We start from the raw sequence: 26,391 nt of genomic DNA on the forward strand, positions 1-26,391 counted from the left end.
GCATTGTCAAGCGCGGTCGGATTCCCGCCACAGGCGGTTGACGGGGTGCGCCGCCAGTGTGCTACGCTGGCCATATCCCCGCCTGCCGGAGCCGTGCCGTGAACCTGCGCACCATTGCAGCTTTCTACGCCTTCATTGCCGCCACATTTCCCCTGCCGCCCGGCAGCGCGCAGGCGCAGGCGCAGACGCAGCTCCAGCCACCAATCGAAACCATCACGGTCGGCGTGTTCACCGTCGCCCCCTACGTGACGGCCGGCGACGATGGCCCGCACGGCGCGCTGGTGGAATTCTTTGACAGGGAAATCGCCCCGCGCATGCAGGTGCGCTTCCAGTGGGAACGGCCCGTCACGGTGGCGCGGCTGGAACAAAACCTGATTGCCGGGCGCGTGCTGTTCACGCCCATCCTGGGCAAGACCGCCGCCCGTGAACTGGCGCATATCCAGTTTACAGGTGAACCGCAGATCCGTTTTACGCCCGTCATCGCCCTGCTGCCGGACCACCCGCTGCACGCGATCAGCACCCCGTCCGACCTGGCCGGCGTGACGGTGGGCTGGGTGCAGGCCGGCGCGCTGCCACCCTTCATGCAGGATGCCCGCATCCGGCTCGACCTGGCCGGCGCCATCGACTGGGAGCGCACCAACCTCGACAAACTGCGGCTGGGCCGCATCGGCGGTGCCTATTTTTCCGACCGTCATACCGCGCGCTACTACGCGGCGCGAACCGGCATGCAGCTCAAGCTGCTGAACCTCCCCGTGCCGGGCGCCGCGCTGTATGCGGCATTCTCCCCCTCCGCCCCGCCTGCGCTGGTGGAACGCTACCTGCGCGCCGCCAGCGAAGCGTTCGCCGGCAACCGCTTCCATGCCTACCTGAACCGCGCGGTAACGGAACCCTGATTTCAGCCACGGCGCGACCTATGCCAGGATCGCCCATTATTCACGTTATCGATATCAGTTATCGATAACTAAAATATCTCATCTTGTATTACCATGGTCGCGCTGTCGGAACACCCCTGTCAACCGCCCCACCCTTTCCCGGAGATCCCCGATGACGCAGCTGAACGATTTGCCGTCCCCATCCGCCGAAGCCGCACTGCTGGACCACGTGTCGCGCCGCAGTTTCCTGTACAGTTTGGGCGCGCTGGCGCTGACCGCCTGTGGCGGCGGCGCCGGCGAGCTGCTGTCCGCCGCGCCAGGCGCCGCCCCCCGCGCGGCCGGCGCGCCGACACCGTTCGTGCATCCGGGCCTGCTGCACACGGACGCCGACTTCACGCGCATGGCGGCAAAGTACACCACCAGCCCGTGGTCCGGCAGTTGGAACTTGCTGGTCGCCAACCCGAAATCGTCCAGCACCTATACGCCGAACCCGCAAGCGGTGGTGTATCGCGGCAGCGACGGCGTGCACGCGGAAAATTACTCCAAATTGATGTACGACGTGGCGGCGGCCTACCAGTGCGCACTGCGCTGGAAAATCTCGGGCAGCACCGCCCATGCCGACAAGGCCGTGCAAATCATGAACGGGTGGGCGGCCACCCTGACCGCCATTGGCGGCGATAGCAACGCGCTGCTGGCGGCCGGCCTGTATGGCTATGAATTCGCCAACGCGGGCGAGATCATGCGCAGCTACAGCGGCTGGGCGGCGGCCGACCAGACCGCGTTCAAGAACATGATGAGCGGTATTTTCTATCCGATCTGCTCCGACTTCCTGGTGCGCCATAACAATACCGAGTGGACCCACTACTGGGCCAACTGGGACTTGTGCGCCATCGCCTCCATCCTGGCCATCGGCGTGCTGTGCGACGACGGCGCGAAGTTCGACGAAGCCGTCAATTACTTCAAGAGCGGCGGCGGCAACGGCCGCATCTACAAAGCCGTGTATTACCTGCACCCGGGCTATCTCGGCCAGTGGCAGGAATCGGGCCGCGACCAGGGCCACGCCACGCTGGGCATCGCGCTGGGCGGCGCCATCTGCGAAATGGCGTGGAACCAGGGCGTCGACCTGTACGGCTACGACAACAACCGCTTCCTGGCCGGCGCCGAATACGTCGCCAAGTCCAACTTGATCCAGTCCGGCAGCACCTATTACACGGTGCCCTACGTCACCTACAACAACGTCGACAACGTCAACCAAACCGTGTTTTCCACCAGTGCGCAGGGCAACGCGCGGCCGTGCTGGGCGCTGGTGTACAACCATTATGTCAACCGCAAGGGCCTGGCGGCGCCATATTCGAAACAGTTCGCGCTCGTGGTGCAGCCTGAAAATGGCGGCACCGGCTCCACCAGCGGCGGTTACGACCAGCTCGGCTTCGGCACGCTGACCTGCACGCTCGATGCGATTGCCAGCGGCGCCGTACCCAGCGGCCTGACCGGCTATGTCAACGCCGGCCAGCCGGTGCTGTCGTGGTGGGGCAGCGCCTATGCCACCAGCTACAACGTCAAGCGCGCCACGGTTTCGGGCGGCCCGTACACCACCATCCAGACCGGCATCACGGACTTGCTGACCTATACCGACAGCACCGCGCCGACCGGTACTGTTTATTACGTGGTGACGGCCATCACCCCATCGGGTGAAACCGCGGTGTCGAACCAGGCCACGATTATCACCGGCACGCCGCTGCACACTCACCTGACGTTCGACGCCAGCAGCGGCACCACCGCCGCCGATGCGACGGGCCTGGGCCATACCGGCACCCTGAACGGCGGCGCCAGCTGGGTGGCGGGCAAGAAAAACAATGCCGTGTCGCTGAACGGCAGCACCGGCTACGTCAGCCTGCCGGCCAACCTGATGACCGACGTCGGCGACTTCACCATCGCCACCTGGGTCTATTGGAACACGGCCAGCAACTGGCAGCGCATCTTCGACTTTGGCGACGGCACCGGCCAGTATATGTACCTGACGGCCAAGAACGGCTCCGTGATGCGCTTTGCCATCACCACCAATGGCGGCAAGGGCGAACTGGGCATCAACCACACGGCGGCGCTGGCCACCGGGCAGTGGGTGCATGTGGCGGTCACCCTGTCCGGCAAGACCGGCACGCTGTATGTCAACGGCGTGTCGGTGGGCAGCAACGCCAATATGTTCCACGCGCCGTTCCGGCTGGGCAGCACCAGCCAGAACTGGATCGGCCGGTCGCAATATGCCGACCCGTACTTCAACGGCAAGATCGACGACTTCCGCATTTATCGCGGCGCGTTGAACGCGGCAGCCGTGCTGGCGCTCTACAACAGCTGAGGGCGTAGCTGAAGGCTGATCAGCGGTAGCGCTTCGGTTGCCGCTTGCGCTCCGCCGCATTCTGGTCGCGCAGGATGGCATCGACCTTGTCGGACGCCATGCGCGACAGTTGCAGCGCGGCGTCCACGTCGGGGAAGAATTCCGGCAAGCGGTAACCGAGCCACGCATAGGCGGAGTACAGGCGGCACAGGTCTTCCACGTCCTGCAGGTTTACATGGCGCATCGGCTGGTCGCCGATCTTGATGTGGCTGGCCTTGCCGCGCGACAGGGCCAGCGCCCACTGTTCCCACGCGTGCTGCAGCGACATCACCTTGCTGGAAACCGGCACCAGCGACAGCGTGAATTTGTCCGCCACCGACAGCGGCAAGGCGTCGAGCCACGCGGCACGTTCGAACTGGTCTTCCGTGATGCGGGGATAAAAGAAGCCGTCCGGCACATCGATGTTGTGGACGAAGCGCTTGAGCAGGCGCTGCAGCGACGTTTCACTGGTGACCGATGAAATCAAATGCAAGTGTTCCAGGGTCGGCGCCACGGAAAAACCGGTGGCGTTCAGCGGCGCCGGCTTTTCCTTCAGCAGCGCGCGCATCACCTGGTGCGTATCATCGTCAAAACCGGCCACCAGCCCTTCTTCGTGGATGCCGTAGCGCCCCGCCCTGCCGGCGATCTGGCGCGCCAGCGCGGCCGGGATTTCCTCTTCTTCGCGGCCATTGTATTTGACGGTGGTGGTCATCACGATGCGCGAAATCGGCAGGTTCAGGCCCATCGCGATCGCATCCGTCCCCACCACCACGTCGGCCGCGCCATCGCGGAAACGCTGCGCCTGCGCGCGCCGTACTTCCGGCGACAGGTTGCCGTACACGGTGGCGGCCGACAAGCCCATGTCCGTCACCATGTCGCGCCACATCAGCACGTCGCGGCGGGAAAACGCGATCAGCGCATCGCCGCGCCGCACGCCTTTCAGCTTGCGCACGGCGGACGGCTCCATCGACAGCGGCGCCTTGCGTTTCAGGATATGCACTTCCAGCTGGCACTCGAGCCGCTCGGCCAGCGCTTCGATCGCCTTTTTGGCTTCCGGCGCCCCCACCAGGTACACGGTGCGCGCCGGGGCGCCGCACACCGCCGCTGTCCACGCGGCGCCCCGGTCCGGGTCGGCCAGCATCTGGATTTCATCGATCACCGCTACCTCGACCGGCGTGCGGGTGTCGAGCATTTCCACCGTGCTGGCCACGTGCGTGGCGCCTTCCTCGATGCGGCGCTCCTCTCCCGTCACCAGGCTGACCGCCAGCGGCTTGCCATGGCGCGTGACCGCTTGCAGGCGCTCATAGTTTTCCAGCGCCAGCAGGCGCAGCGGCGCCAGGTACACGCCGCTGGCCGCCTTGCCCAGCGCTTCCATGGCCTTATGCGTCTTGCCGGAATTGGTCGGCCCCAGGATGGCGATGAAACGGCGCGGCATGCGGTGCGCCGTGGTGAACGAAGCCGGATATTCCCCCAGGCTGATGCTCTGGCGGGTGCGCTCCGCATGGCGCTCTTCGCGCTGGCGCTCGACCGCGTGTTCCAGCCGCAGGCGGATGCGGTCGCATACTTCGCTGCCCAGTTCCGAGGTTTGCAAATCCGACAGCGTATGCAGGAACGTCATCGGGTCCATGCCGTAATCGTCCGCTTCCACGGCGATATCGCGCACGAATTCCAGCACGTAGGCGTGCAGGTCGCGCACCGCCTTGTCGCCGCTGCGTTCGCGCAGCAGGGCCCGGCGGGTGTCGCGCTCCATCTTGCGCCATTTCGACGGTTTGGCCAGCACGCCATAGGGCGGCACCAGCTGGTATGGCACGCGCAGCCCCACCTCTTCCACTTCGCCGGCAAAGCGCAGGAACACGCGCCCTTCCATTTTCACCAGGGTGATGCCACGCTGCGGCAAGCCCAGTTCTTCGCACAGGCGCTCGTCGTCATCGTCATGCGGGGGAGGGGAAATTTCGTGGGTACTGGTCATGGGGGTTCCTGCGTGACGGGGTTCTATCCGGTTGCGAGTATAGCGCCGCAAGGTACAATACCGCCATGCCGCAAACCATCGTCACCCCGGTTCACCACGAACTGATCATCAAGAAAAGCCGTTTTATCGCCTGCGTCCAACCCATGGCCGACCGCGCTTCCGCGCAAGCCGTGGTGGCGCAATTGTGGGCGGAACACCCGGGCGCCGCGCACGTGTGCTGGGCGCTGCTGGCCGGCGGCCAGTCGGCGGCGGTCGACGACGGGGAGCCCAGCGGTACCGCCGGACGGCCCATGCTGGACGTGCTGCGCCATCAGGACCTGGAAGGCGTGCAAGCGACCGTGGTACGTTATTTCGGCGGTGTCAAGCTGGGCGCCGGCGGCCTGGTGCGGGCCTATACGGACAGCGTGGCGCAGGCGTTGCTGGGTGCGCAAAAGGTCGCCATCATCCGGATGCAAACCTTGCGCTGCACGGCGCCCTACGCGATGGAAGGCCTGGTGCGGCGCGAAGTGGAACTGGCGCAAGCCAAGCTGCTGAACGTCGCGCACCGCGACGACGTACTGTTTGAATTGTCATTGCCGCAGGACGCCGCGGCGGCGCTGGTGTCGCGCCTGACCGAAGCGGGCCACGGCCGCATCCTGTGGCTGGGCGACGACGACTAAACCCGCACGCCCACTGGCCTGCTAGCGGCACACCGTCATTTTCTTCGCGGCTTTCTTGTCCTTGCCGTCGCCAGCGCTCCCCTGGCCCTCTTCCTTGCCTTTGCCGTCCTTGCTGTCTTTGCCGTCTTTTTGATCGCCGCCCGATGCACCTTCGGCGCCGCCAAAACTGTCGGCGCCGCCGCCGATGGTTTGCTGTTCAAAGGCCTGCGCCAGGGCTGTGGAAGCGGGTGATGACGATTGCATGGCGGGACTTGAGGACGAGCCGTCAGGCTGGCTATTGTTGTTGCCAGACTTATCGCCATCCCCGGCGTTGACTGCCGGCGCCGGGTCTTTCAGCTTGCTGTCCTGGGGCTTGGACTCTGGCGGCTTGCTGTCTTGCGGCTTGCTCTCCTGCACGGGCGGCTGTGGTTTGGTATTGCTGGTGGCGGCTTTGGCGGCGTTTTCCGCAGCCTGCCGCGCGGCTTCATCGGCGGCGGCCTTGGCGGCGGCATCGGCTGCCGCCTTCGCTGCCGCGTTGGCGGCGGCTTCCGCCGCAGCCTTTTCCGCCGCGGCTTTCGCGGCCGCTTCCGCCGCTGCCTGAGCTGCCGCCTCCGCAGCGGCCTTGGCTGCCGCTTCTGCCGCCGCTTTCTCCGCAGCGGCTTTGGCGGCGGCTTCCGCAGCGGCCTGCTCGGCTGCCGCCTTGGCTGCCGCTTCTGCTACGGCCTGTTCCGCCGCTGCTTTGGCTGCCGCCTCCAGCGCTGCCTGTTCCGCCGCCGCTTTGGCTGCCGCTTCCGCCGCTTCCGCCGCTGCCTTGTCCGCTGCGGCTTTGGCCGCTGCTTCCGCCGCCGCTTTGTCCGCTGCGGCTTTGACTGCCGCTTCCGCCGCCGCCTTGTCCGCTGCGGCTTTGGCTGCCGCTTCCGCCGCCGCCTTGTCTGCTGCGGCCTTTGCTGCCGCTTCCGCCGCCGCCTTGTCCGCTGCGGCCTTTGCTGCCGCTTCCGCCGCCGCTTTGTCCGCTGCGGCCTTTGCTGCCGCTTCCGCCGCCGCTTTGTCTGCTGCGGCCTTTGCTGCCGCTTCCGCCGCCGCCTTGTCCGCTGCGGCTTTGGCGGCGGCCTCCGCTGCCGCCTTGTCTGCCGCCGCCTTGGCCGCAGCCTCGGCCGCCGCTTTTTCCGCCGCGTCCGCAGCGGCTTGCGCGGCCGCTTCCGCCGCCGCGATATTGTCCAGTTCTGTCGATGCAATGACCACGCCGCCGGTCACCGTGCCCGCCGGCGCCACCACGGTGCCGCCGGCGCCGCGCGCCTCCAGCGAGGTTGACCCGCCGCCGCTGTCGATACGGGCCGCCGCGTCGAGCACCACGCTGCCGTTTTGCGCCAGCAATGCAATGGGGCCCTTGGCGGTATTGGTCAACCGTGCGCCGGAACCCAGGCTGATGCCGGTGCTGGCGGTTACCGCGATGCCCGTGCCGCTGCTGATGGCGGTATTGATGACCACCGGGCTGTGCGCCGTCAACGTCACCTTGCCCGGCGCGGTAATGGCGCCCGGTCCGCTGGCGGCAATGCCGCCGGTATTGTCGACGGTAATAGCGCCGGCCGGATTGGCCAGCGCGCCCAGCGCCAGCGACGCCACGCCGCTGTTATTGGTGAAGACGATATCGCCGCTGCCGCTGTTGGTTGCAACAAACGACTTCACGTGGTTGACACCGCCCAGCAAGATGCCACCCACCGCCGTGATCTCAAGTCCATTGGCCGTGATGGTTTCCGCGCCGCTGCGGCCGAAGGCGCCGTTGTTGACGAAGCGCAGCGTGCCGCTGACATTGGGCGCCGCGATGTCGCCGCCATCGGTCAGGCTGATGGCGCCGGTATTGCCCGCATCGCCCAGCACCAGGGTGGGCGTGGTGAAGGCCGCCATGTCGCGCGCATTGAGCAGCAAGCCGGTACCGGTATCTTCACCGCCCAGCGAACTGAATTTGACGGGCTGCGCAGCGGTCAAGGCATGGACTTTGACGAAATTGGCCTCACCGCCCGCCGACGCCACCGTACTGCCGCCATACACATCCACTTCGTCGGCCTGCAACGTGACATTGCCGCCGGTGGAGGTGACACCCGCGTTGATGGCCAGGCCATTGCCCGCCAGCGCGATGTCGCCGGCCGCCGTCAATGCGCCAGCCACCGCAGCCACGCCCTGCACCGACAAGGCGCCGCCGGCATTGCCCTGTAGCCCCGCTATCGCATTCGCCTGCGGCAGCGACACATCGCCCGCCGCGCCCACTTGCAACAGCCGCACCGCCAGTGCCGTGCCGCTGTTCTGGGCAATGCCGCCCGTGGTGGCTTTGAGGTTGACCGTATCGGCCGTGATATTACCCACCGTGAGCATGCCGGACGCCTGCGTGACATCGAGCGTACCCAGGCCGGAAATCAATCCGCCGGTCTGGCTGAACGCGCCCGCCACCGTCACGCCGGAGGCGGCGTCGCCCTTCACTTCGCCGCCGCCCTGCGTATAGCTGGCCACCGCCAGCGCCGCCTTGCTGAGCGTCAGCGCGCCACCGCTCACTGTCAGCGAGCCGATCGCGGGCGCCTTGTCCGTCAATGCCAGCGCGCCGCCGTTCAGGGTCAGCGCACCGCCGCCGGCCAGCGTATCGGAGGTTACGGCGGTGCTTTCGCCATTGATGCGCAGCGCCCCGTCGATGATGGCGCCACGTTTGATCTCGAACTGGCCGGCATTGATATCGAGCGCCGCGCCGGACGTGATGCGCAAGTTCGAGATCGATTGCTTGCCCGCCCCCGCCACCAGCCCCAGGCCGGTATCGATCACCACATCATCCGCATTGCCGGGCGTCTTGCCCTTGCTCCAGTTATCGCGGTCAGTCCAGTCCAGCGTGCCGGCGCCGTTGCTGAAGTAATTCGCGTCCGCCACCAGGTTGACGCGCACCGCCTCCCCCGCCGCCAGGCCATAGCCCGGCTGGTAGCCGGTTGGCAAGTTGACCTTGCTGAACGTGCCGCTGCGCGCACCAGCCACTGTAACGATGGCAATCGGCTGGAATGCCACCGCCTTGTAGCTGGGCAGCAATGCCGCCGCCAGCGTGCCATCCAGCGCCGCCTTGCCGGAAACGGCCAGCAGGTCGGACTGCCCGGCGCCATGGCCACCGAGTTCCATGTCCAGCGTGCCACCGCTTCTTTGCGTGTAATCGCCTTGCACCGACAAGGCGCCGATGGCCGCATCGCCAGCATTGCCGGGACTGACCTTGCCGTTGTTGATGAAGGCGCCGCCCCCCACGTCCACCGTCCCGCGGCCCTGCAGCACGCCTGTGGCGGCCAGCGTCAAATCCCCGGCGCGCGACAACACCGCGCCGCTGCCGAGGTCTATCACGCCGGCCAGCGTGGATAGTCGCTCACCCAGCGTCAAGCTCGCCTTACCGCTCAGCGCCAGCGTATTGCCCTTGCCCAGGTCCAGCCCTTTGATGACGGCCGGACCGGCGGTCCCGCTCAAGGTCACCGTCAGCGTATCCGGACGCGCGATATGCACCATTTGCGCGGCGGTCGGCAATCCCAGCAGCCAATTCGCGCCATCTTCCCATGACCCCGACACATAAGCGCCGCCGCTCTGGCGCACCCAGAAATTGTCGCCCGCCTGTGACGTCAGGCGCAGCGCATGGTACGACGGACTGGCCTTGTCCACGGCAAAACCTGCGACGGCCGGCAAGGCGCCGGCCAGCGGCGCACTCGTACTTTGCACGATATCGAACGTGTCGCCACTGCCGTACACCCCGGCCAGGTCGGTGCGGTTGATGACCGACGCGGCGCCGGCCGTCACGGCGCCGGTGGCGGACACCTTGTCATATGACGCGGCGGACGTCAGTTCCGAATTGAGCGTGCCAGTGGACATGTCGAGGGCGCCGTCAATCGCCAGCGTACCGATCGCCGCTGCGCCGCCCGGCGACAACGTGCCCTGGTTGATGACGTTGGCGGCCACCGTGCCGCTGCCGGTCAGTACGCCCCCGGCACTGTTAGTCAGCGTGCCGCCCGCCACGCCCACCGTCGCGCCGCTGCTAATCGCCATGGTGCCGCCATTGGCGCTCAGGCCGGACAGGGTCAGCGCGCCTTTGGTTGCCGTCAGCGTGCCCGTATTCGATGTCAGCACCGCGCTTTGCGTACCGGCGGAGGTCTTGTTGAATTTGCCCGCATTGTCAAATGTGCCGCCGCCGCTGATCGGAGTCGCATGGGTCCCCGCCAATGTCACCGTTCCCGCCGCCACATTGGTGAAGGCTGTGCCGGCGGCCATGGCAAACTGCCCGCCCGCGCCGTTGATATTGATGACGCCCGCGTTTTCCGACACGCCGCTGGCCACATTCAAGGTGGCCGACAAATCCACGATGCCGTTGTTGAGCAGGTCGAGGGTTGCGGACGCGCCGTTGATGGTCAACTCGGTGCCGGACGCTGTTTGCAGCAAGGCCGCCCCCGCCTGCAAGCCGCCGCTGCCGATCGTCATGGCGCCGGCCAGCACACGAATCGCATTGCCGCTGTACGCGCCGGACAAGGTCACGGCGCCAGCCATCTGCGCCATGCCGCCGCCCGCCAGTTGGCCGGACAGGGTGCCGCCTGTCAGCGTATAGCCGCTGGTGGCGGTCAGGGTTCCCGTGGCGGCGTTGACGGTGCCGGCGCTGGTGATGGTATCGACGGTTTGTGCAAAGCCGGAAGTGTCGAGCGTGCCGGCCGCATCGACAGTGACGGCGGCGCCACTGCTCAAGCGGTTGGCCGCGCCGAATGTCAGCGTGCCGCCGGTAATCGTGACGGCGCCGCCGCCATGGACGCCGGCCAGTTGTGTACTGCCCGACGCCTGCGTCAGCGTGCCGCCGCCAAGGTTCGCGCTGACCGTGCCGCCATCGAGCTGGTAGCCGCCGGTGGCGGTCAGGGTGCCGGCGCCACTGAGCGTACCGGCGCTGGCCAATTTGCCGCCAATTGCGGCGTTGGCGGCCAGGTTGACCGTGCCGCCTGCGCCGATCGCCAGGTTGCCGGCGCCCAGTGCATCGGCCGCGGCCACTTTCAGTGTTCCGCCATTGACGGTGGTGGCGCCGGTGTACGTGTTGGCGCTGTTGAAGGTGGTGGTCCCGGTGCCGGATTTGAGGATGGCGCCGGCACCGCTGATGCCGCCGCTGAAGGTGTCGTCGGCGCCGCCGCCCAAGGTCAGTACCGAATCCGCGCCCAGTGTTACCGGCCCGGTCAGCGTGAGCCCGCCACTGGCTGTCAGGGCGCCGCTACCGGTCAGGTTCAAGGCGCCGTTATGGAACCACTGCGAAGGCATGGCCATCGACGTCACGGCCAGGGTGCCGCCGGTATTGACGCGCTGGAATCCCTCGAAGCTTCCCGACAGCGCCGTGTTTTGCGCCTGGATGGTCAGCGGAACAGGCAGCCCCCCGCCATTGCCCACGCCCCCGCCGCCCAGGGTGACGCTGCTGCCCTTCAGTACGACCGGCGTGACAATCCGCACCTGGCCGGTATAGGCCTGCGCCCCCACCGTGGTGACATTCCCCTTCAACAGCGCGGGCCCGCTGATGTTCAGCGTCCCGATCCCGGCGCTGGTGCCGTTCAATGTGGCCAGGCCGGTATTGGTGATGGTCAGCGCCGGCTGCAGGCCCGGGGTTCCGTTCAGCGGCCCGTTGAAATCCGCCGTGCCGCCGCTGGTAACCGTGGTGGTGGCGCTGACCACCATGTTGCCCTGGTAGGACTGGCTGCCGCCCGACTGCAAGGCGCCGCCCTTGAAAATGAGCTGGTGGACATCGGCGTTGACGGCAATGCCGTCACCGGCACTGAGGTTCGTGAGTGTGACATCGCCGCCCGCTGTCACCACGTACTGGGTGCCCGCGCTGCCGGACAGGGTCAGCGCGGCAGGCGCATTGACGGCAACCGAACCGCTGGTGGAGGTGGCGGCCACCGCACCGGCCACCACATTGCTGAGCGACAGGTTGCCGCCGGCATTGGCGGTCAGCACGCCGCCATTCAGGCTTTGCGAACCAAACGTATCGGAATGAATCATGCTTCCCGCCGTCAGGTTCAGCGCCAGCGCGCCGCTGGTGGAATTCACCGGCTGCCGGAGCCAGATGTCGCGACCCGCATTCAGGGTCAGCGTCTGGTCACTGCCGGCGGTCTTTTCGATCTTGGTGTCGATCGTGATATCCATGGTGGCGGCCAGCGACACGCTGTTGGTGGCCAGCAGGGTGGCAATCGCATCCGCCGTCAATTTGCTGGTGTCGCCCACATAGGTGCCGGCGTCCAGGGTCACCACGGGGTCGGCAGGATCCACCTTCAGCGCGCCGGCATCGACACCTTTGCCGGCGCCATCCGCATCGGCCACGGCGCCGATAATGATATTGGCGGGATCGAGCAGCAAGGTGCCGGTCTTGCCGCGCGCCGCCGTGGTGTCGGCGCGCAGACCTGAAATCGACAAGTGCCGCAGGCCGGAGGTTTCCACCAGCCCGCCGTCGCCGCCCTGCGCGCCGCCGCGTGCACTGATGGCGCCCTGCGCCATGGTGGCCTGGTCCGACCACAGCACCACCTTGCCGCCGTTGCCCGAGTCCAGCGCATCGGCGCGCAGCACCGCGTCCGCGCCCAGTAACGCGGTTTGCGCGTGCGGCAGGCTGCCGCCGCCCTGGTAATCGCCACCGACCAGCACCGTCCCGCCGCCGCTGGCGCCGGAAGCATCCAGTGTTGCCGTCCCCTGCACGGCAACGCTGTCAGCGGTGATCTCGATCCGGCCGCCACGGCTGCCGGTGGCCAGCAATTGCGCGGCGCCATCCGTCACCGCGGCCCTGGTGGCGCGCAGGAAGATGCGTCCGCCTTCGCTGACCACGCTGCTGGCATTGAGCACGCCGCTGTTTTTCACCAGCACGCCCGCCATGCCGATGCGCCCGGCCGTGCTGACGATCTGGCCCAGGTTCAGCGCACTGCCCTCGGCGCCGGTCACGGCGACCCGCACGCCGGGCGTGGCCGTGTCCAGCAATTCCACACTGGCGCCGGCCGCCAGCACGACTTCACCGCCCGGGGCCCGGATCACACCATGGTTTTGCACATCCGGCGCCACCAGGTAGACCGTGCCGCCGGCGGGGGTGGTGATGGTCCCGTGGTTGCGCACGGCGCCCGCCTGCGCCGCTTGCGGGTTGGCGCTGAACAGCATGCGTCCGGCCAGGAAATCCGCATCGCGCACCGCCAGCGTGCTGGCGACAAAGCCATGCAAATCCAGGGTCGCGCCCTGACCCACCATGATGCCGGCCGGATTGACCAGCCACACCTTGCCATTGGCCGACAGGCTGCCCAGCAATTGCGACGGCGCATTGGAGGCGACGCGGTTCAGGATCACCGCGTCGGCGCCGGGCTGGCGGAACGTCACGGCGGCGCCGCTGCCGATATTGAAGGTGTCCCAGTTGAGGATGGCCTTGCCGGTTTGCTGGACGATGTCCATGCGGTTGCCCGTTTGCGCCACGCTCGCCTGGCCTGCGGCCAGGGTGGCGCCGGTCGGCAGCGCCGTGGCGGATAACGTTGGCAAAGGCGGCGCGGCATGCGCGGCAGGGGTGGTCAAGGTTGCCGCCGCCAGCATGGCCAGCGCGGCCGCCGTGCGGCCCCAGGCGGCGCGTGCCCCCAGCAGGCGTGCCATCATGCGTACGAGCAACATCGCCACGCGCCGCGGCGGTCGCCGGAACAACGTGAACCGATGGCGTCCGATGCGCAACACGGCGGCAACGGAAAAGGGAGACATCCTGGCGGCGTGCTCTGGGGCGCTCATGATGGGGACTTTCCGGAGATCAGTCTCTACATTATCGGCCACTGCGTTGCAAATTACCTATGGAATTCACCCCAATGCAACATTGTCGCCACGAATCTGCGCGCTGATCACGCGAACAACGGGCCTTACCGCACAGACGGTTACCGCCCACTCGTGTTAAAAAGAGCCTGAGAGCAAGTATTTGACTGGAGGAAAGTCCGATGAAATGGGAAGGCAACCGCGAAAGCGATAACGTGGAAGACCGCCGTGGCGACGGCGGAGGTGGAGGGGGCGGCTTTGGCTTCGGCGGCGGCACGGTCGGCATCGGCACCGTGGTGCTGGCGCTGGTGGGGTCGTGGATTTTCGGCGTCAATCCGCTCACGATGCTGAGCCTGCTCAGCGGCGGTGGCGGGCCGGCGCCCCAGGTCCAGCAAGCTCCGGCCCCGGCGCCGCCGAAATCGGACCGCCAGGCCAACTTTGTGTCTGTCGTGCTGGCCGACACGGAAGACGTGTGGGGCGAATTGTTCCGCGCCGGCGGCAGCCAGTATGTCCGGCCCAAGCTGGTGCTGTTCTCGGACCGCACCGCCACCGCGTGCGGCACCGGCCAGGCCGCGATGGGGCCGTTTTATTGCCCGGGCGACTCCAAGGTGTATATCGACCTGAGTTTTTACCGCCTGATGCAGCAGCGCTTCCACGTGGCGGGCGAATTTGCCCAAGCCTATGTGATTGCCCATGAAGTGGGCCATCACGTGCAGCATCTGACCGGGGTATCGGGCAAGGTTGACCAGGCGCGCCGCTGCGTATCCGAACGGGAAGGCAATGCACTGTCGGTGCGGCTGGAATTGCAGGCCGACTGCTACGCGGGGGTCTGGGCCCATCACGCCAACCGGGCGCGCAGCATCCTGGAACAGGGCGACGTTGAAACCGCGCTCAATGCCGCCAGCGCGATTGGCGACGATGCGCTGCAGCGCCAGTCGCGCGGTGAAGTGGTGCCGGATTCCTTCACGCACGGCACCTCCGCGCAGCGGGTGCGCTGGTTCAAGCGCGGCATTGAAACGGGCGACGCCATGCAGTGCGACACGTTCAAGGCGCGGACACTGTAAACTGGGCGGCATATCCTTATTGGTGCCGCCCTCATGACCGAACCCGCCGTCCTGTTTTCCGCCCAGCGCCCCCGCTTGTTCGCCATCGCCTACCGCATGCTCGGCATCCGCGCCGATGCCGAGGATGTGGTGCAGGACGCGTGGCTGCGCTGGGCGCAAACCGACCACGCCGCCGTGCAATCGGCCGAGGCGTGGCTGGTCACCATCGTGACACGGCTGGCGATCGACCGGCTGCGCGCCGCCCGGGCCGAGCGCGAAGCCTACATCGGCTGGTGGCTGCCGGAACCGCTGGTGGAACTCGATGAGCGCACGCCGGAATCGGCGGCGGAAATGGCCAGCGATTTGTCGGTGGCGTTCATGTGGCTGCTGGAGCGGCTGGGCCCCGAAGAACGCGCCGCCTTCCTGCTGCGCCAGGTGTTCGACCACGATTACGCGGAAGTGGCGGCAATCCTCGGCAAGAGCGAAGCCTCGTGCCGCCAGCTGGTGCACCGCGCGGCGGAACGCGTACAGCAGGAAAAAACCCGGAATAAAGTCGCGCGCGGAGCGCACCAAAGCTTGCTGTCCACCTTCGTGACGGCGGCCCGCAGCGGCGACAAGGATGCGATCCGTGCCTTGCTGGCGGAAAACATCGAGCTGGTCGGCGACGGCGGCGGCAAGGTGCCCTCGTTCATGGAAATCCTGCGCGACCTGGACCGCATCGCGGAGCTGTATTGGGGCATGCTGGACAAGTTCCCCGGCCAGGTCGAATACCGCATGGCCACCGTCAACGGCGAACCAGGCCTGCTGCGCTATATCGGCGGCAAGCTGGAATCGGCGCAAGCCTTCGTCATCGACAATGGCCGGATCAGCGCGATTTACGCGGTGCGCAATCCGGACAAGCTGGCCGGGGTGCCGATGGCGTTATAAGGGCTGCCCGGCCCTGCCGGCGCGATTGGCAGCCTCCTCTTTCAGCAGTTGTCGGCGCAGCCAATTCGCCAGGTACCACTTCTTGTCTTCCGGTCGCTTGATATACAAGTCGCGCCACGCATTACGCTCGGTCCGTGCGAACGAGCGCGCAAACTGGTTCGGCGTGACGACCGTCCCTTGATGAATAATCTGGTCGCCAACCACCCGCGCATAATTGTGCTCCCCATAACTCCAGGAGCGCAGGCATGTTCCTTCCGGCAGAAAAAGCGTTTTCCATTGATAGCCGCGCATGCTTGGTTCCGTCGGCGGCAAGCCGGATTGATCGCGCAGCCAGACACGTAAAGCTTCCGTTGCCGCGCGGTCCAGGCTGCAGCGATCGGTACGGGAACTCAGGTAGGTGAGCAATTCGAGGAGCAAGGCCTGGGGTATCTCCACACTCAGTCTGGTTAACATTCTGGACCTCCGTCTGAAATGGTCTGTTTCTGATCCTTTTGACTTGATAAGTTGGAAAAGGTTCAAACCAGAGCAAATCAGACGCCTTCCCAGACGGTTTACCAGACAGGCTCCGGGAGGTATATGCGCCCTACTCCTGCTGTTGGAAAAAAAGTTTAAAACCTGTCACAAGCGGGAAACGCGGTCCGTCTAATGAGCATGGACGGCCGCACGGTGCGGCTGCCGCAAACCGAAAAAGGAATCACCATGTCCCTGACCGCCCGCCTGAACTACTTCCAGTTGGCCCAACCCAGCTTCAACGCCCTGCTGGCCCTGTCCGAAACCATCCAGAAAAGTTCCCTCGGTGTCCGCCTGGTGGACCTGGTGCTGCTGCGCGTTTCGCAAATCAATGGCTGCGGCTATTGCATCGATATGCACTGGCGCGACCTGGTGCGCAATGGCGCCGATCCACGCCACCTGAACGCGGTGGCCGCCTGGCGCGAAGCCCCGTTCTTCAGCGACCGTGAACGCGCCGCGCTGCACTGGTCGGAGCTGGTAGCGCAAATCCCCCGCACCGATCCGGACGACGCGGCGTTCGCCGAACTGCAGCGCCATTTCAGCGACACGGAAATCGCGGAACTGGGCTTCACCATTGCCACCATCAATGCGTGGAATTTGCTGAACGTGAGCTTCCGCAATCCGATTCCAGCCAAGGCCTGATAAACCGACCGGCGGAGTTTTCCAACACGGCTGATACACTGCGGGGCTCTTGATTACTCCAAGGAGCCCCCGTATGTACAAACTCCACGGCGCATCGACCATACACCTTCGCAGTCACAGAAATGCCCTGGCAGCCATTGCGGCAATAGCTGCCACGCTTCCTTGCATAGGGATGGCATCCGCCACGTCGGTCATACCCCATGTATGCGCAGCAAGTGCGGACGATGCTGCGCTAACGCTTATCCAGCATGCATTAGTTGCCCCAGCAACAGTTGTTGACGTCCTGGATACGAACTCGAGGGCAAAACTGTCTGCTCGGTTGAAACAGTTGTTTGACGATCGTTACTCGCCCGAATCAGCCCGGCTGCGCACCCGGCTTTGGGGCCCCGAGTGGACAGCAGACAAATTGCAGACAGCAACGGAACGCGAGCTGCTGACGCGTTTCTTCACTTACAGCCAGCAGCAACGCGACAGCCACCGCATGTCAAATGCTACTGTTATCAATCGCTCCACTTCTGCCCTGCTCCAAACGACCGATATCACGGTTAATTACGAAGTTCATTCAGGCGCTTCGGTGTCAAATGCGCAGCGTACCTTCACAGCCCGTTTTGATAGCCAGTGCTGGAGGTTGCTGACTCCCATTGAAACCACGGCAAGACTTGCCTTGATCGCCAAGGAGCTGAAAGCATCCCGGCCATCCATTGCGGAAAACCGCGTTGGCCCTGCAAAAGCAAGTTTGGCGGTGGTCCCGTCATCGGAATACCCGGCCCCAGGCTGGCTGGCGGTGGTTCGGCCCAATAGCACCACCGGCCAAACCATTTGGATACACAATGAAAAGTTGGCGACAGAAGCCCGGATACGCGCTGTTTCCGCCAGTTGGGATTGCGAGATGCCTGGCGAAGTTGAGGCACCCGCGCTGGCGATGACATTGGATGAGGAAGGTGCCCGGCGCCTTGGCTCCTGGTCGGCAAACAATATCGGCCAGATGCTGGCCGTCATACTGGACGGCACACCGGTATTCCATGCAACGGTCCTCGAAACACTGAACAACAAAATCACTGTCTGCCTGCCAAAAGCCACTTTGGAGGAAGCCCAGGCTATCGCCGCCAGATTGGCTGGAGAGCCACGATGAAGGCCTGATCCTGTGACCACGGCCACGCCGGGGGCAGCCTGCCACGCCTTATCTGCATCCGGAAGCCTTGCCGGCACTACCCTGCGATGTTCTCTGCACACCCGGCTTCAAATGCCGGTCAGCGAAACTGGCAGAAATTGCCCGTAAAGTGGCAGCACGGCCAAACTGCAATGCGCAATCATGAAGCTTCCATCAAGAGGAGCCATCATGACGCGCAAGATTGGAATCCTGCTGTACCCGGACGTCGAAGTACTGGACTTTGCCGGTCCCTATGAAGTGTTCACCTGCGCCACCCGCGTGGCGCGCCTGCAAGACCCGCACGCCCCCACGCCGTTCGAGGTCTGCACGATTGCCGCCACGCCCGGCCCCGTGCGCGCCCGCGCCGGGTTATCCGTGCTGCCGGACCACACGCTGGACGATCACGCCCCGCTCGATGTGCTGCTGGTGCCGGGCGGTGTGGTGGACCGCGAACTGGGCCATGCGGCCATCCTCGATTGGATCCGCCGCACCGCCAGCCAGGTTGAATTAACCGCTTCTGTGTGCACCGGCTCCCTGTTGCTGGCGCAGGCCGGCCTGCTCGATGGCCGCCCCGCCACCACGCACTGGGACGACATCGCGCTGCTGCAAGGCTATCCCGGCGTGCAGGTCCACCCGGAAAAACGCTGGACCGATGATGGCGACATCGTCACGTCCGGCGGCATTTCCGCCGGCATCGATATGTCGCTGTACCTGGTGCAACGCTTTGCCGGACCAGCGCTGGCGCTGGGCACGGCGCACCGCATGGAATATGCGTGGAACGCCATGGCGTGACAGCACAGCCGCACGCCGTGGCGCGGTTGCCCTCACTGCCCGCCGCTGCCCTGCTGCTGCACCTGCACACCCGGCTTCAAGTGCCGGTCCAGGAATTGCACGACTTTCCCGTAAGCCACCGCCTGGTTTTTCTTCTTGCGGAAGCCATGCCCTTCGTCCTCGAACACGACATACTCGACCGGCACGTTGTTTTTCTTCACCGCGCTCACGATTTCATCGCTTTCCGCCTGGATCACGCGCGGGTCGTTTTTGCCCTGGATGACCATCAGCGGGCGGCGGATTTCGCCCGCATGGAACAGCGGCGACGTCGCCAGCAGGAATTCCTTGTCCTTGACCGGGTCGCCCACTTCGTCGTACAGCGCCTTGCGCTGCGCTTCCCAGTAAGCCGGCATGGATTCCAGCGTGCGCAGCCAGTTGCTGACGCCGAAGATATCCACGCCGACCTTGAACGCCTCGGGCCGGAACGCCAGCGCCGACAGGGTCATGTAGCCGCCATAGCTGCCGCCCATGATGCCGATGCGCTCGGGATCGACGTGACCGAGTCCGGCCAGGAAGGTTTTCGCTTCCACGCAATCCCACAGCGGTTCGCGGCCATGCTTGCGGTCGTCCGCCATGAAGAAGGTCTTGCCATAGCCGGAACTGCCCCGGTTGTTAATGCCCAGCACCGCATAGCCGTGGTTCACCAGGTACTGGATTTGCGCGCTGTAGCCGCGCTGGGTCTGGCCGCCCGGGCCGCCATGCACGAACACCACGGCCGGCACTTTCGCTTGCGGCGACGCCCCCTTCGGCTTGTAATAGATCGATGGAATCACCATGCCGTCAAACGAACGGAAACGCACCACTTCCGCTTCCACCAGGTCATTTTGATCGATGTCCTTGCTCAGGCTTTGCGTCAGTTGCCGGGTTTTGTTCGACTTCAAGTCATGCACGAACAGGTTGCTCGGCGAGCGGTCGCCATTCAGATAAAACGCCATCAACTTGCCGCTCGGTGAAAACACCACGCCGCGCATATTCCCTCCCGGCAGTTTCGGCAGCGCCACCGGCTTTTCGTCCGGCCCCTCCACCACGCGCAGCACCTGGCTGCCGTCCTGGTTGATGATGGTGGTGCGGTGGCGGCCATCGATCGAGTAGCCGGACCAGTCGATGTCCCAGTCGGCTTTTTCATGGACCGCCATGGCGCCGGTGGCCAGGTCATAGGTGCGCAAGTTCGTGAATTCGCCGCCGTCGTTCGATGTGAACAGCAGGCGCTTCGATTGCGGATCAAAGGCGGACGGACTGTAGGCCGCGGCGCCCTGGTGCGGTGTGATGTGCTTGATCGCGCCATTGGCCAGGTCCACCAGGTGGATGTCGCTGTCGGCCGTGGTATTCGGTTTCTCCAATGCCAGCCAGCGCTCGTCGCGGCTCAGTACATTGGGCGTCATGCCGCTGTCGTTCTTGTACAGCATGGTGCGGGCATAGGTTTTCGCATCGTAGCGGTACAGGTCGAAGAACTTCGCATCGCGTTCATTGGTCAACACGTAAAACGCGTTGCCCTGCGGCTGCCAACCCATGAAGATGGCTTTCAGCTTGTCGCCCGGCGTCAAGTCCTTTTCAGCGCCATCGAGTTCCCGCACATACAAATGGTTTTGCTCATTGCCGCCCTGGTCACGGGTGAACAGGAAGCGGTCGTCGGTGCGGAAAAAGCCCACGGCATAGGTGCTGTCCGCGCTGGGACGGGTCATCGGCTGCGGCTTGCCGCCGGCGACCGGCATCGCATACACGCTGAACGTGCCGCTCTCGTTGCTGCTGAACAGGATGCGTTTTTCATCCTGGCTGAACGACGCGCCGGTGACCGACGTGGTGGCCATGAATTGTTCAATGGTGTACTGGCGCGGCGCCTTGGCCGCCGCCTTCGCGGCCGGCGCGGCGTGGACGATGGCGGGCTGGAACGCGCATTGCAGCGATAAGGCCAACAGGGACAGGCCGGTGGCCTGGCGGATCAAACGCATGACAAATCTCCTCGGACAAATGGATTGCATGATGATGCCAGCGTCCCTCGCGGCCGCACACTGTCAAATCCGACAGGTTTTGCATGCATACCACTTTAAAACCGCTGAAAACTGGTACGCACAATTTAACAAAATGTCTCATTTCGGACATTTTTATTTTCCACCCTTTCACAGAGTGGCGAACTGACCGACGTGAGCGCTCCCATCAGGATAGCAATCTGCGATCCATACGCTTCCCCCATGCAACTGGTCTTGGATTGGATACAATTTTCCAAAACCACTTGACTACCAATTTTCCGCATTCCATGCTGGTCTCCGGCTGCACACATTTTGAGCCGCATAACAAAAGCAATAACACCCATCCCAACCAAGGAGGAGATTTATGGCACGTACTGCACGTACTATCCGGGCCAACGCCCGCAACATCTGGCTGGCCGGCCTGGCCGGCGCCATGCTGGCCGCATGCGGCGGCGACGGCATCAGCACCACCGACTCACCGCAAAAACTCAAAATGGGCGCCACCGCCAGTTGCCCGGCGTGGACCTCCACCGACATCTACACGGCAGGCATGTGCGTGACCTACAACGGCAATACGTACAAGGCCAAGTGGTGGACGCAAAACAATGTGCCGGGCACCGAACAGTGGGGCCCGTGGGAATTGCAGGCCACCACGCCAACGCCGACTCCTACGCCGACGCCGACACCCACCCCTACGCCAACCCCAACACCCACCCCAACGCCAACGCCGACACCTACTCCGACACCTACTCCGACACCAACGCCGACGCCGACGCCAACGCCGAACGGCCGCGAAATCGGTTCGTACTTCGCCCAGTGGGGCGTGTATGGCCGCAACTATGAAGTGGCCGACATCCACACCACGAAAACCCCGGTCAACGGCGTGCAAACCAGCGTGGCCGACCAGCTCACGTTCATCAACTATGCGTTCGGCAACGTCTACCAGAAAAATGGCGGCTACGAATGCGACATGGTCTCCCGCGCCGAAGTCGGTAATGAAAATCCGACCTCGCCGCAAGCGGGCACCGGTGGCGACGCCTATGCGGATTACCAGCGCCAGCCGGCCCGCACGGTCGATGGCAAGCCGGTGGCATGGGACGCCAAGCTGTCGGGCAATTTCCAGCAATTGAAACTGCTGAAACAGCAGCATCCGAACCTGAAAGTATTTATCTCGCTGGGTGGCTGGAGCTGGTCGAAATTCTTCTCGGCCGCCGCCAAGACCGATGCGCTGCGCAAGCAACTGGCGAAATCGTGCGTGAAGATGTTCATCGCGGGCGACTTGCCGGTACAGGATGGCCGTGGCGGTCCCGGCGCCGGCAAAGGTGTGTTTGACGGCATCGACATCGACTGGGAATACCCGGGCGGCGGCGGCCAGCCGTACAACACGTACGCGCCTGAAGACAAGCAAAACTTCACCTTGCTGATGCAGGAATTCCGCGCCCAGCTCGACGCCCAGGGCGCCACCGACGGCAAACGCTACCCGCTGACCGCCGCGATTGGCGCGGGCGCCGACAAGATCGCCAACACGGAACCCGGCAAGTACGCGCAATACATGGACTGGGTCAACCTGATGACGTACGACTTCCACGGCGCGTGGGAATCGAACACCAACTTCCATGCCCCGCTCTACCACGATCCGGCCGATCCATCGACCGGCAATGTGGCCAAGTACAACGCGCATGACGCCGTCACGGCGCTGGTGGCGGCCGGCATGCCCCGCAGCAAAATCTTGCTGGGCATCCCATTCTATGGACGTGGCTGGAAAGGCGTAACGGCGGGACCGAACGGCAATGGCCTGTACCAGGCCGGCACCGGCGGCGCATCGGGCGCTTGGGAAGGCGGCATCGATGACTACAAGGTGTTGATCAACAAGACCGGCAACCGCTGGTACCACCCCGTGACCAAGCAGCTGTTCCTGTACACCGGCACCGGTGAATGGTGGAGCTACGACGATCCGACCGTGATCGCCACCAAGATGAAGTACGTGCGCGATGAAAGCCTGCGCGGCGCCTTCTCGTGGGAACTCGATGGCGACGCCAATGGCGCGCTGACCACGGCGGTGTGGCAAGGCCGCTGATCCCAGCCAGGCACGCGCCCCAACTCCGTAGGGCGGTTGCCGCCTTGGCGGAAGCCGCCGTGCATGAGCCAACGCGGCGCATGCAATGGCGGCTTTGTAAAAGCCGCCCTACGGGATCACGCCAACGATGTATCCACCAGTGTGGCCTGCCCCCGGGAGTAATCGATGAAACTCAAAAGCAATGTCTCACCCATCGGCATCAGCGACGAATGGCGCCGCTGGATTGCGGAAAACCTGATGCTGGGCAGCCATCCGGATACCCTGACCGGCATCCTGGTGCAATCGGGCGTCGCCTTGCGCGACGCCCAGGCCGAACTGGCCGCCGCCCTGACCAGCCCTTACCTGCAAGGCGTGCAGCGGCTGCACAACCGTCTCGCCAAACGCGACTGGGTGCTGGGCATCCAGGCACAGCTCAACCGGCTGATGCCGATGGAAATCCCCCGGCGCCACCAGCTGTCCGGCGAGGATTTTCTGCGCCAGCACTATCTCGCCAACCAGCCGGTGATCCTGACCGGTCTGCTGGACGGCGCGCCGCGCGAACACTGGGCGCTGGAGCGCCTGGCGCGGCGCTTTGGCGAGCGCACGGTGGAAGTGCAGTTCGGCCGCAATGCGGACCCCGACTATGAAATGAACAGCATCGCGCACAAGCGCACCATGCGTTTCGGCGAGTACGTGGACCTGGTGGCAAACAGCGGCCATACCAACGATTTTTACATGACCGCCAACAATGACCGCCACAACCGCCAGGCGCTGCACGAGTTGTGGGACGACGTGCCAACACTGACGGAGTACCTGACCGACGGCCAGGCCGGCTTTTTCTGGCTCGGCCCCGCCGGCACCGTCACCCCGTTCCATCACGACTTGACCAACAACTTCATGATCCAGCTGTCCGGCCGCAAGCGCGTGCGCCTGATCGCGCCGTGTGAAACGCCAAAGCTGTACAACCAGCGGCATTGCTTCACGCCGGTCGACGGCCGCGCGATCGATACGCAGCGCTTCCCCGCCATGGCCGGCGTGCCGGTGCCGGAATGCGTGCTGGAACCGGGCGAAGTGCTGTTCCTGCCGGTCGGCTGGTGGCATTTCGTCGAAGCGCTGGACATTTCCATCACGGTCTCCGCCACCCATTTCAAGTGGGATAACGATTTCTATTCGAACTATCCATCCAATCACGATTTTTAAAACCATGACCTATAAATCACACCTGATGCTGGCGCTGCTGGGCGGCGCCCTCGTTGCATGCGGTGGCGGCGATCCTTCCGCCACCACCGGCAAGCCGATGAAAATGGGCGCGGCCGCCACGGCCACCTGCCCCGCCTGGACCTCTTCCGACATTTACACGGCCGGCATGTGCGTGACCTATAACGGCGCCACTTATAAAGCCAAGTGGTGGACCCAGAACAACGTGCCGGGCACGGAACAATGGGGACCGTGGGAACTGCAGTCGGGCACGCCGACGCCGACGCCTACCCCGACACCGACACCGACACCGACTCCGACTCCGACTCCGACTCCGACGCCAACACCCACTCCAACGCCAACGCCAACACCGACGCCAACACCCACTCCGACTCCAACGCCTACTCCAACACCGGTCGCATGCCGCCCTGACGGGCTGGCATCCCCCGTCACCAACGTGCCCTATTGCAGCGTGTACGACGCAAGCGGCCGCGAAAAGCTGGCCAACGGCATGAACCGCCGCATCGTCGGCTACTTCACCAGCTGGCGCACCGGCGCGGGCAATACCCCGTCCTACCTCGTCAACAACATCCCGTGGGACAAGGTCACGCACATCAATTACGCCTTTGCTTCGGTGGACGGCAATGCCAAGGTCGCGATCGGCAGCGGCGCCAACAATCCCGATACCGGCATGACCTGGCCAACCATTCCCGCCGCCGCGATGGACCCAACCCTGCCGTACAAGGGCCATTTCAATTTGCTGGCGCAATACAAGAAGCGCTACCCTGGCGTCAAAATCATGCTGTCGGTGGGCGGCTGGGCCGGCAGCGGCGGCTTCTATACCGCCACCACCAATGCCGATGGCAGCACCAACACGGCCGGCATCAACACCCTGGCCGATTCGATGGTGTCGTTCCTGCGCCAGTACACATTCTTCGATGGCATCGACATCGATTACGAACACCCGACCACCAACAATGAAGCCGGCAACCCGCTCGACTTCGGCGTATCGAAGCCGCGCCTGGCCGGGCTGATGAAGAGCTATAACCTGTTGCTGAAAAACGTGCGCCAGAAGCTCGACACGGCGGCCGTGGCGGACAACAAGTACTACATGCTGACCATTGCCGGTTCCGCTTCGGCGTGGATCTTGCGCGGCGAGGAAAACCTGTCCGGCCTGCAGTACCTGGACTATGCGAGCCTGATGTCCTATGACTTGCACGGCGGCTGGAACCAGTACGTCGGCCCGAACGCGGCGCTGTTCGACGACGGCAACGATGCGGAACTGAAGGCGGGCAATGCCTACCAGTACGGCGGCATCGGCTACCTGAATGTGGACTGGGCCTACCGCTATTACCGTGGCGCCTTGCAGGCGGGCCGCATCAATATCGGCGTGCCGTATTACACGCGCGGCTGGAAAGACGTCACGGGCGGCACCAACGGCTTGTGGGGCACGACGCCGCTGGTCAACAACACCGTCACCTGCGCGGGCGTAAAAACCTGCGGCACCGGCGCGGTCGGCATCGACAATGTCTGGCATGACCTCGACAGCAATGGCCAGCCGGTCCCGGGCGGCGGCAATCCGCTGTGGCACGCACTGAACCTGCAAAACAATATCGTGCCGGATTACCTCGACGCCTATGGCATCACCGAGAAAACCATCACCGGCGTATACAGCCCGAACTACAGCGCCACGCTGGCGGCGCCATGGCTGTGGAACGCCACCCGCAAGGTGTTCCTCTCCACGGAAACCGCGCAATCGATGGCGGCCAAGACCCAGTACGTGATCGACAATGGCATTGGCGGCATCATGATCTGGGAACTGGCCGGCGACTACGCGTGGGATGCGGCCAAGAATGGCGGCCGTGGCGAATACTTCATGGGCTATACGCTGACCACCAATATCGCCAACGCCTTCAAGACGGCGGCGCCGTATGGCCACCTGCGGGCGGAAACCGCGATGCCGGCATCGTCGGCGAAAGTCGCGATTTCCCTGGGCGGCTGGAAGCTGGGCGACAGCAACTACCCGATCAACCCGGTAATGACGGTGACCAACAACTCGACCGTCACGATCCCGGGCGGCTCGGTGGTGGAATTCGACTATCCGGTGTCGGCGCCCGCCAACATGAGCGACCAGTCGGGTTATGGCCTCTCCGTCATCAAGGCCGGCTACACGGGGCCGAACAATATCGGCGGCTTCAAGGCCAACTTCAACCGCGCGAAGTTTACGATCCCGGCATGGCAGTCGCTGGCGCCGGGGGCCTCGGTGCAACTGACGTTGAATTACACCTTGCCGATTTCCGGGCCGTCCGCGTACACCATCACGGTCAATGGCGTGAAGTATGCGCTGTCGGATGAGTATCCTGATTTGCCGGTGGTGCTGAAGTAAGCCGCTGACATGCATGGCGGTTTTGCGCGCCAGCGCAAAAC

15 protein-coding genes are annotated in these 26,391 nt (G+C 64.6%); 11 read left to right on the forward strand and 4 right to left on the reverse strand.

Annotated features, from left to right (window positions below):
* Window positions 1-98: 98 nt before the first annotated feature.
* Both AC1RRC_RS17795 and AC1RRC_RS17800 read left to right on the forward strand, forming a co-directional pair.
* Entirely contained in the window at window positions 99-893 is a 795-nt protein-coding gene (locus AC1RRC_RS17795; protein ID WP_493056847.1) for a substrate-binding periplasmic protein, read from the forward strand.
* A gap of 151 nt (window positions 894-1,044) precedes the next feature.
* Entirely contained in the window at window positions 1,045-3,228 is a 2,184-nt protein-coding gene (locus AC1RRC_RS17800) for a LamG-like jellyroll fold domain-containing protein (protein ID WP_493056848.1), read from the forward strand.
* Between the two features lie 19 nt (window positions 3,229-3,247).
* On the opposite strand, the gene AC1RRC_RS17805 is transcribed toward AC1RRC_RS17800, so the two are convergent.
* Entirely contained in the window at window positions 3,248-5,215 is a 1,968-nt protein-coding gene (locus AC1RRC_RS17805; RefSeq protein ID WP_493056849.1) for a helicase-related protein, read from the reverse strand.
* 65 nt (window positions 5,216-5,280) lie between these two features.
* On the opposite strand from AC1RRC_RS17805, the gene AC1RRC_RS17810 reads away from it, so the two are divergent.
* The gene (locus tag AC1RRC_RS17810) at window positions 5,281-5,874 is read left to right on the forward strand and encodes an IMPACT family protein (protein ID WP_493056850.1); all 594 of its coding nucleotides are present in this window, start codon (window positions 5,281-5,283) and stop codon (window positions 5,872-5,874) included.
* A gap of 21 nt (window positions 5,875-5,895) precedes the next feature.
* Here AC1RRC_RS17810 and AC1RRC_RS17815 read toward each other — a convergent pair whose 3' ends face one another.
* The gene (locus tag AC1RRC_RS17815; RefSeq protein ID WP_493056851.1) at window positions 5,896-13,512 is read right to left on the reverse strand and encodes a two-partner secretion domain-containing protein; all 7,617 of its coding nucleotides are present in this window, start codon (window positions 13,510-13,512) and stop codon (window positions 5,896-5,898) included.
* 311 nt (window positions 13,513-13,823) lie between these two features.
* Here AC1RRC_RS17815 and ypfJ point away from each other — a divergent pair, with 311 nt between their 5' ends.
* On the forward strand, window positions 13,824-14,705 hold the full coding sequence (ypfJ, locus tag AC1RRC_RS17820) for a KPN_02809 family neutral zinc metallopeptidase (RefSeq protein ID WP_493056852.1): 882 nt from the start codon (window positions 13,824-13,826) through the stop codon (window positions 14,703-14,705).
* A 33-nt stretch (window positions 14,706-14,738) separates the two neighbouring features.
* The gene (locus AC1RRC_RS17825) at window positions 14,739-15,611 is read left to right on the forward strand and encodes an RNA polymerase sigma-70 factor (protein WP_493056853.1); all 873 of its coding nucleotides are present in this window, start codon (window positions 14,739-14,741) and stop codon (window positions 15,609-15,611) included.
* Here the strand turns inward: AC1RRC_RS17825 and AC1RRC_RS17830 are convergent.
* A complete protein-coding gene (locus AC1RRC_RS17830) occupies window positions 15,606-16,064 on the reverse strand; it encodes a hypothetical protein (RefSeq protein ID WP_493056854.1) in 459 nt (152 codons plus the stop codon). The genes AC1RRC_RS17825 and AC1RRC_RS17830 overlap by 6 nt on opposite strands.
* A gap of 246 nt (window positions 16,065-16,310) precedes the next feature.
* Here AC1RRC_RS17830 and AC1RRC_RS17835 point away from each other — a divergent pair, with 246 nt between their 5' ends.
* The 3 genes from AC1RRC_RS17835 (at window position 16,311) to AC1RRC_RS17845 (ending at window position 18,705) form a co-directional block, all read left to right on the forward strand.
* Window positions 16,311-16,763: a carboxymuconolactone decarboxylase family protein gene (locus AC1RRC_RS17835; RefSeq protein WP_493056855.1), complete on the forward strand. Its 453-nt coding sequence runs from the start codon at window positions 16,311-16,313 to the stop codon at window positions 16,761-16,763.
* 73 nt (window positions 16,764-16,836) lie between these two features.
* Window positions 16,837-17,895, forward strand: a complete 1,059-nt coding sequence (locus AC1RRC_RS17840; RefSeq protein ID WP_493056856.1) for a SecDF P1 head subdomain-containing protein — start codon at window positions 16,837-16,839, stop codon at window positions 17,893-17,895.
* Between the two features lie 207 nt (window positions 17,896-18,102).
* A complete protein-coding gene (locus AC1RRC_RS17845; protein ID WP_493056857.1) occupies window positions 18,103-18,705 on the forward strand; it encodes a DJ-1/PfpI family protein in 603 nt (200 codons plus the stop codon).
* 32 nt (window positions 18,706-18,737) lie between these two features.
* Here AC1RRC_RS17845 and AC1RRC_RS17850 read toward each other — a convergent pair whose 3' ends face one another.
* Window positions 18,738-20,693, reverse strand: coding sequence for an alpha/beta hydrolase family protein (locus AC1RRC_RS17850; RefSeq protein WP_493056858.1), 1,956 nt, complete (start codon window positions 20,691-20,693; stop codon window positions 18,738-18,740).
* Between the two features lie 382 nt (window positions 20,694-21,075).
* On the opposite strand from AC1RRC_RS17850, the gene AC1RRC_RS17855 reads away from it, so the two are divergent.
* From AC1RRC_RS17855 to AC1RRC_RS17865, 3 genes are all read left to right on the forward strand, one after another.
* Entirely contained in the window at window positions 21,076-22,788 is a 1,713-nt protein-coding gene (locus AC1RRC_RS17855; RefSeq protein WP_493056859.1) for a glycosyl hydrolase family 18 protein, read from the forward strand.
* Between the two features lie 165 nt (window positions 22,789-22,953).
* Window positions 22,954-23,967 (forward strand): cupin-like domain-containing protein, encoded by a 1,014-nt coding sequence (locus tag AC1RRC_RS17860; RefSeq protein ID WP_493056860.1) that lies wholly within the window; start codon window positions 22,954-22,956, stop codon window positions 23,965-23,967.
* A gap of 4 nt (window positions 23,968-23,971) precedes the next feature.
* Window positions 23,972-26,350 carry a chitinase C-terminal domain-containing protein gene (locus AC1RRC_RS17865; protein ID WP_493056861.1) on the forward strand — a complete coding sequence of 793 codons (2,379 nt, stop codon included), beginning with the start codon at window positions 23,972-23,974 and terminating at the stop codon, window positions 26,348-26,350.
* Window positions 26,351-26,391 lie beyond the last annotated feature (41 nt).

The organism is Pseudoduganella sp. GW821-FHT12E03, assembly GCF_058807115.1.

Coding starts and splice junctions, on each gene's coding strand:
- AC1RRC_RS17800 (WP_493056848.1), top strand. CDS start 1,045: ATGACGCAGCTGAACGATTTGCCGTCCCCATCCGCCGAAGCCGCACTG.
- AC1RRC_RS17805 (WP_493056849.1), bottom strand. CDS start 5,215: ATGACCAGTACCCACGAAATTTCCCCTCCCCCGCATGACGATGACGAC.
- AC1RRC_RS17810 (WP_493056850.1), top strand. CDS start 5,281: ATGCCGCAAACCATCGTCACCCCGGTTCACCACGAACTGATCATCAAG.
- AC1RRC_RS17815 (WP_493056851.1), bottom strand. CDS start 13,512: ATGTTGCTCGTACGCATGATGGCACGCCTGCTGGGGGCACGCGCCGCC.
- ypfJ (WP_493056852.1), top strand. CDS start 13,824: ATGAAATGGGAAGGCAACCGCGAAAGCGATAACGTGGAAGACCGCCGT.
- AC1RRC_RS17825 (WP_493056853.1), top strand. CDS start 14,739: ATGACCGAACCCGCCGTCCTGTTTTCCGCCCAGCGCCCCCGCTTGTTC.
- AC1RRC_RS17830 (WP_493056854.1), bottom strand. CDS start 16,064: ATGTTAACCAGACTGAGTGTGGAGATACCCCAGGCCTTGCTCCTCGAA.
- AC1RRC_RS17835 (WP_493056855.1), top strand. CDS start 16,311: ATGTCCCTGACCGCCCGCCTGAACTACTTCCAGTTGGCCCAACCCAGC.
- AC1RRC_RS17840 (WP_493056856.1), top strand. CDS start 16,837: ATGTACAAACTCCACGGCGCATCGACCATACACCTTCGCAGTCACAGA.
- AC1RRC_RS17845 (WP_493056857.1), top strand. CDS start 18,103: ATGACGCGCAAGATTGGAATCCTGCTGTACCCGGACGTCGAAGTACTG.
- AC1RRC_RS17850 (WP_493056858.1), bottom strand. CDS start 20,693: ATGCGTTTGATCCGCCAGGCCACCGGCCTGTCCCTGTTGGCCTTATCG.
- AC1RRC_RS17855 (WP_493056859.1), top strand. CDS start 21,076: ATGGCACGTACTGCACGTACTATCCGGGCCAACGCCCGCAACATCTGG.
- AC1RRC_RS17860 (WP_493056860.1), top strand. CDS start 22,954: ATGAAACTCAAAAGCAATGTCTCACCCATCGGCATCAGCGACGAATGG.
- AC1RRC_RS17865 (WP_493056861.1), top strand. CDS start 23,972: ATGACCTATAAATCACACCTGATGCTGGCGCTGCTGGGCGGCGCCCTC.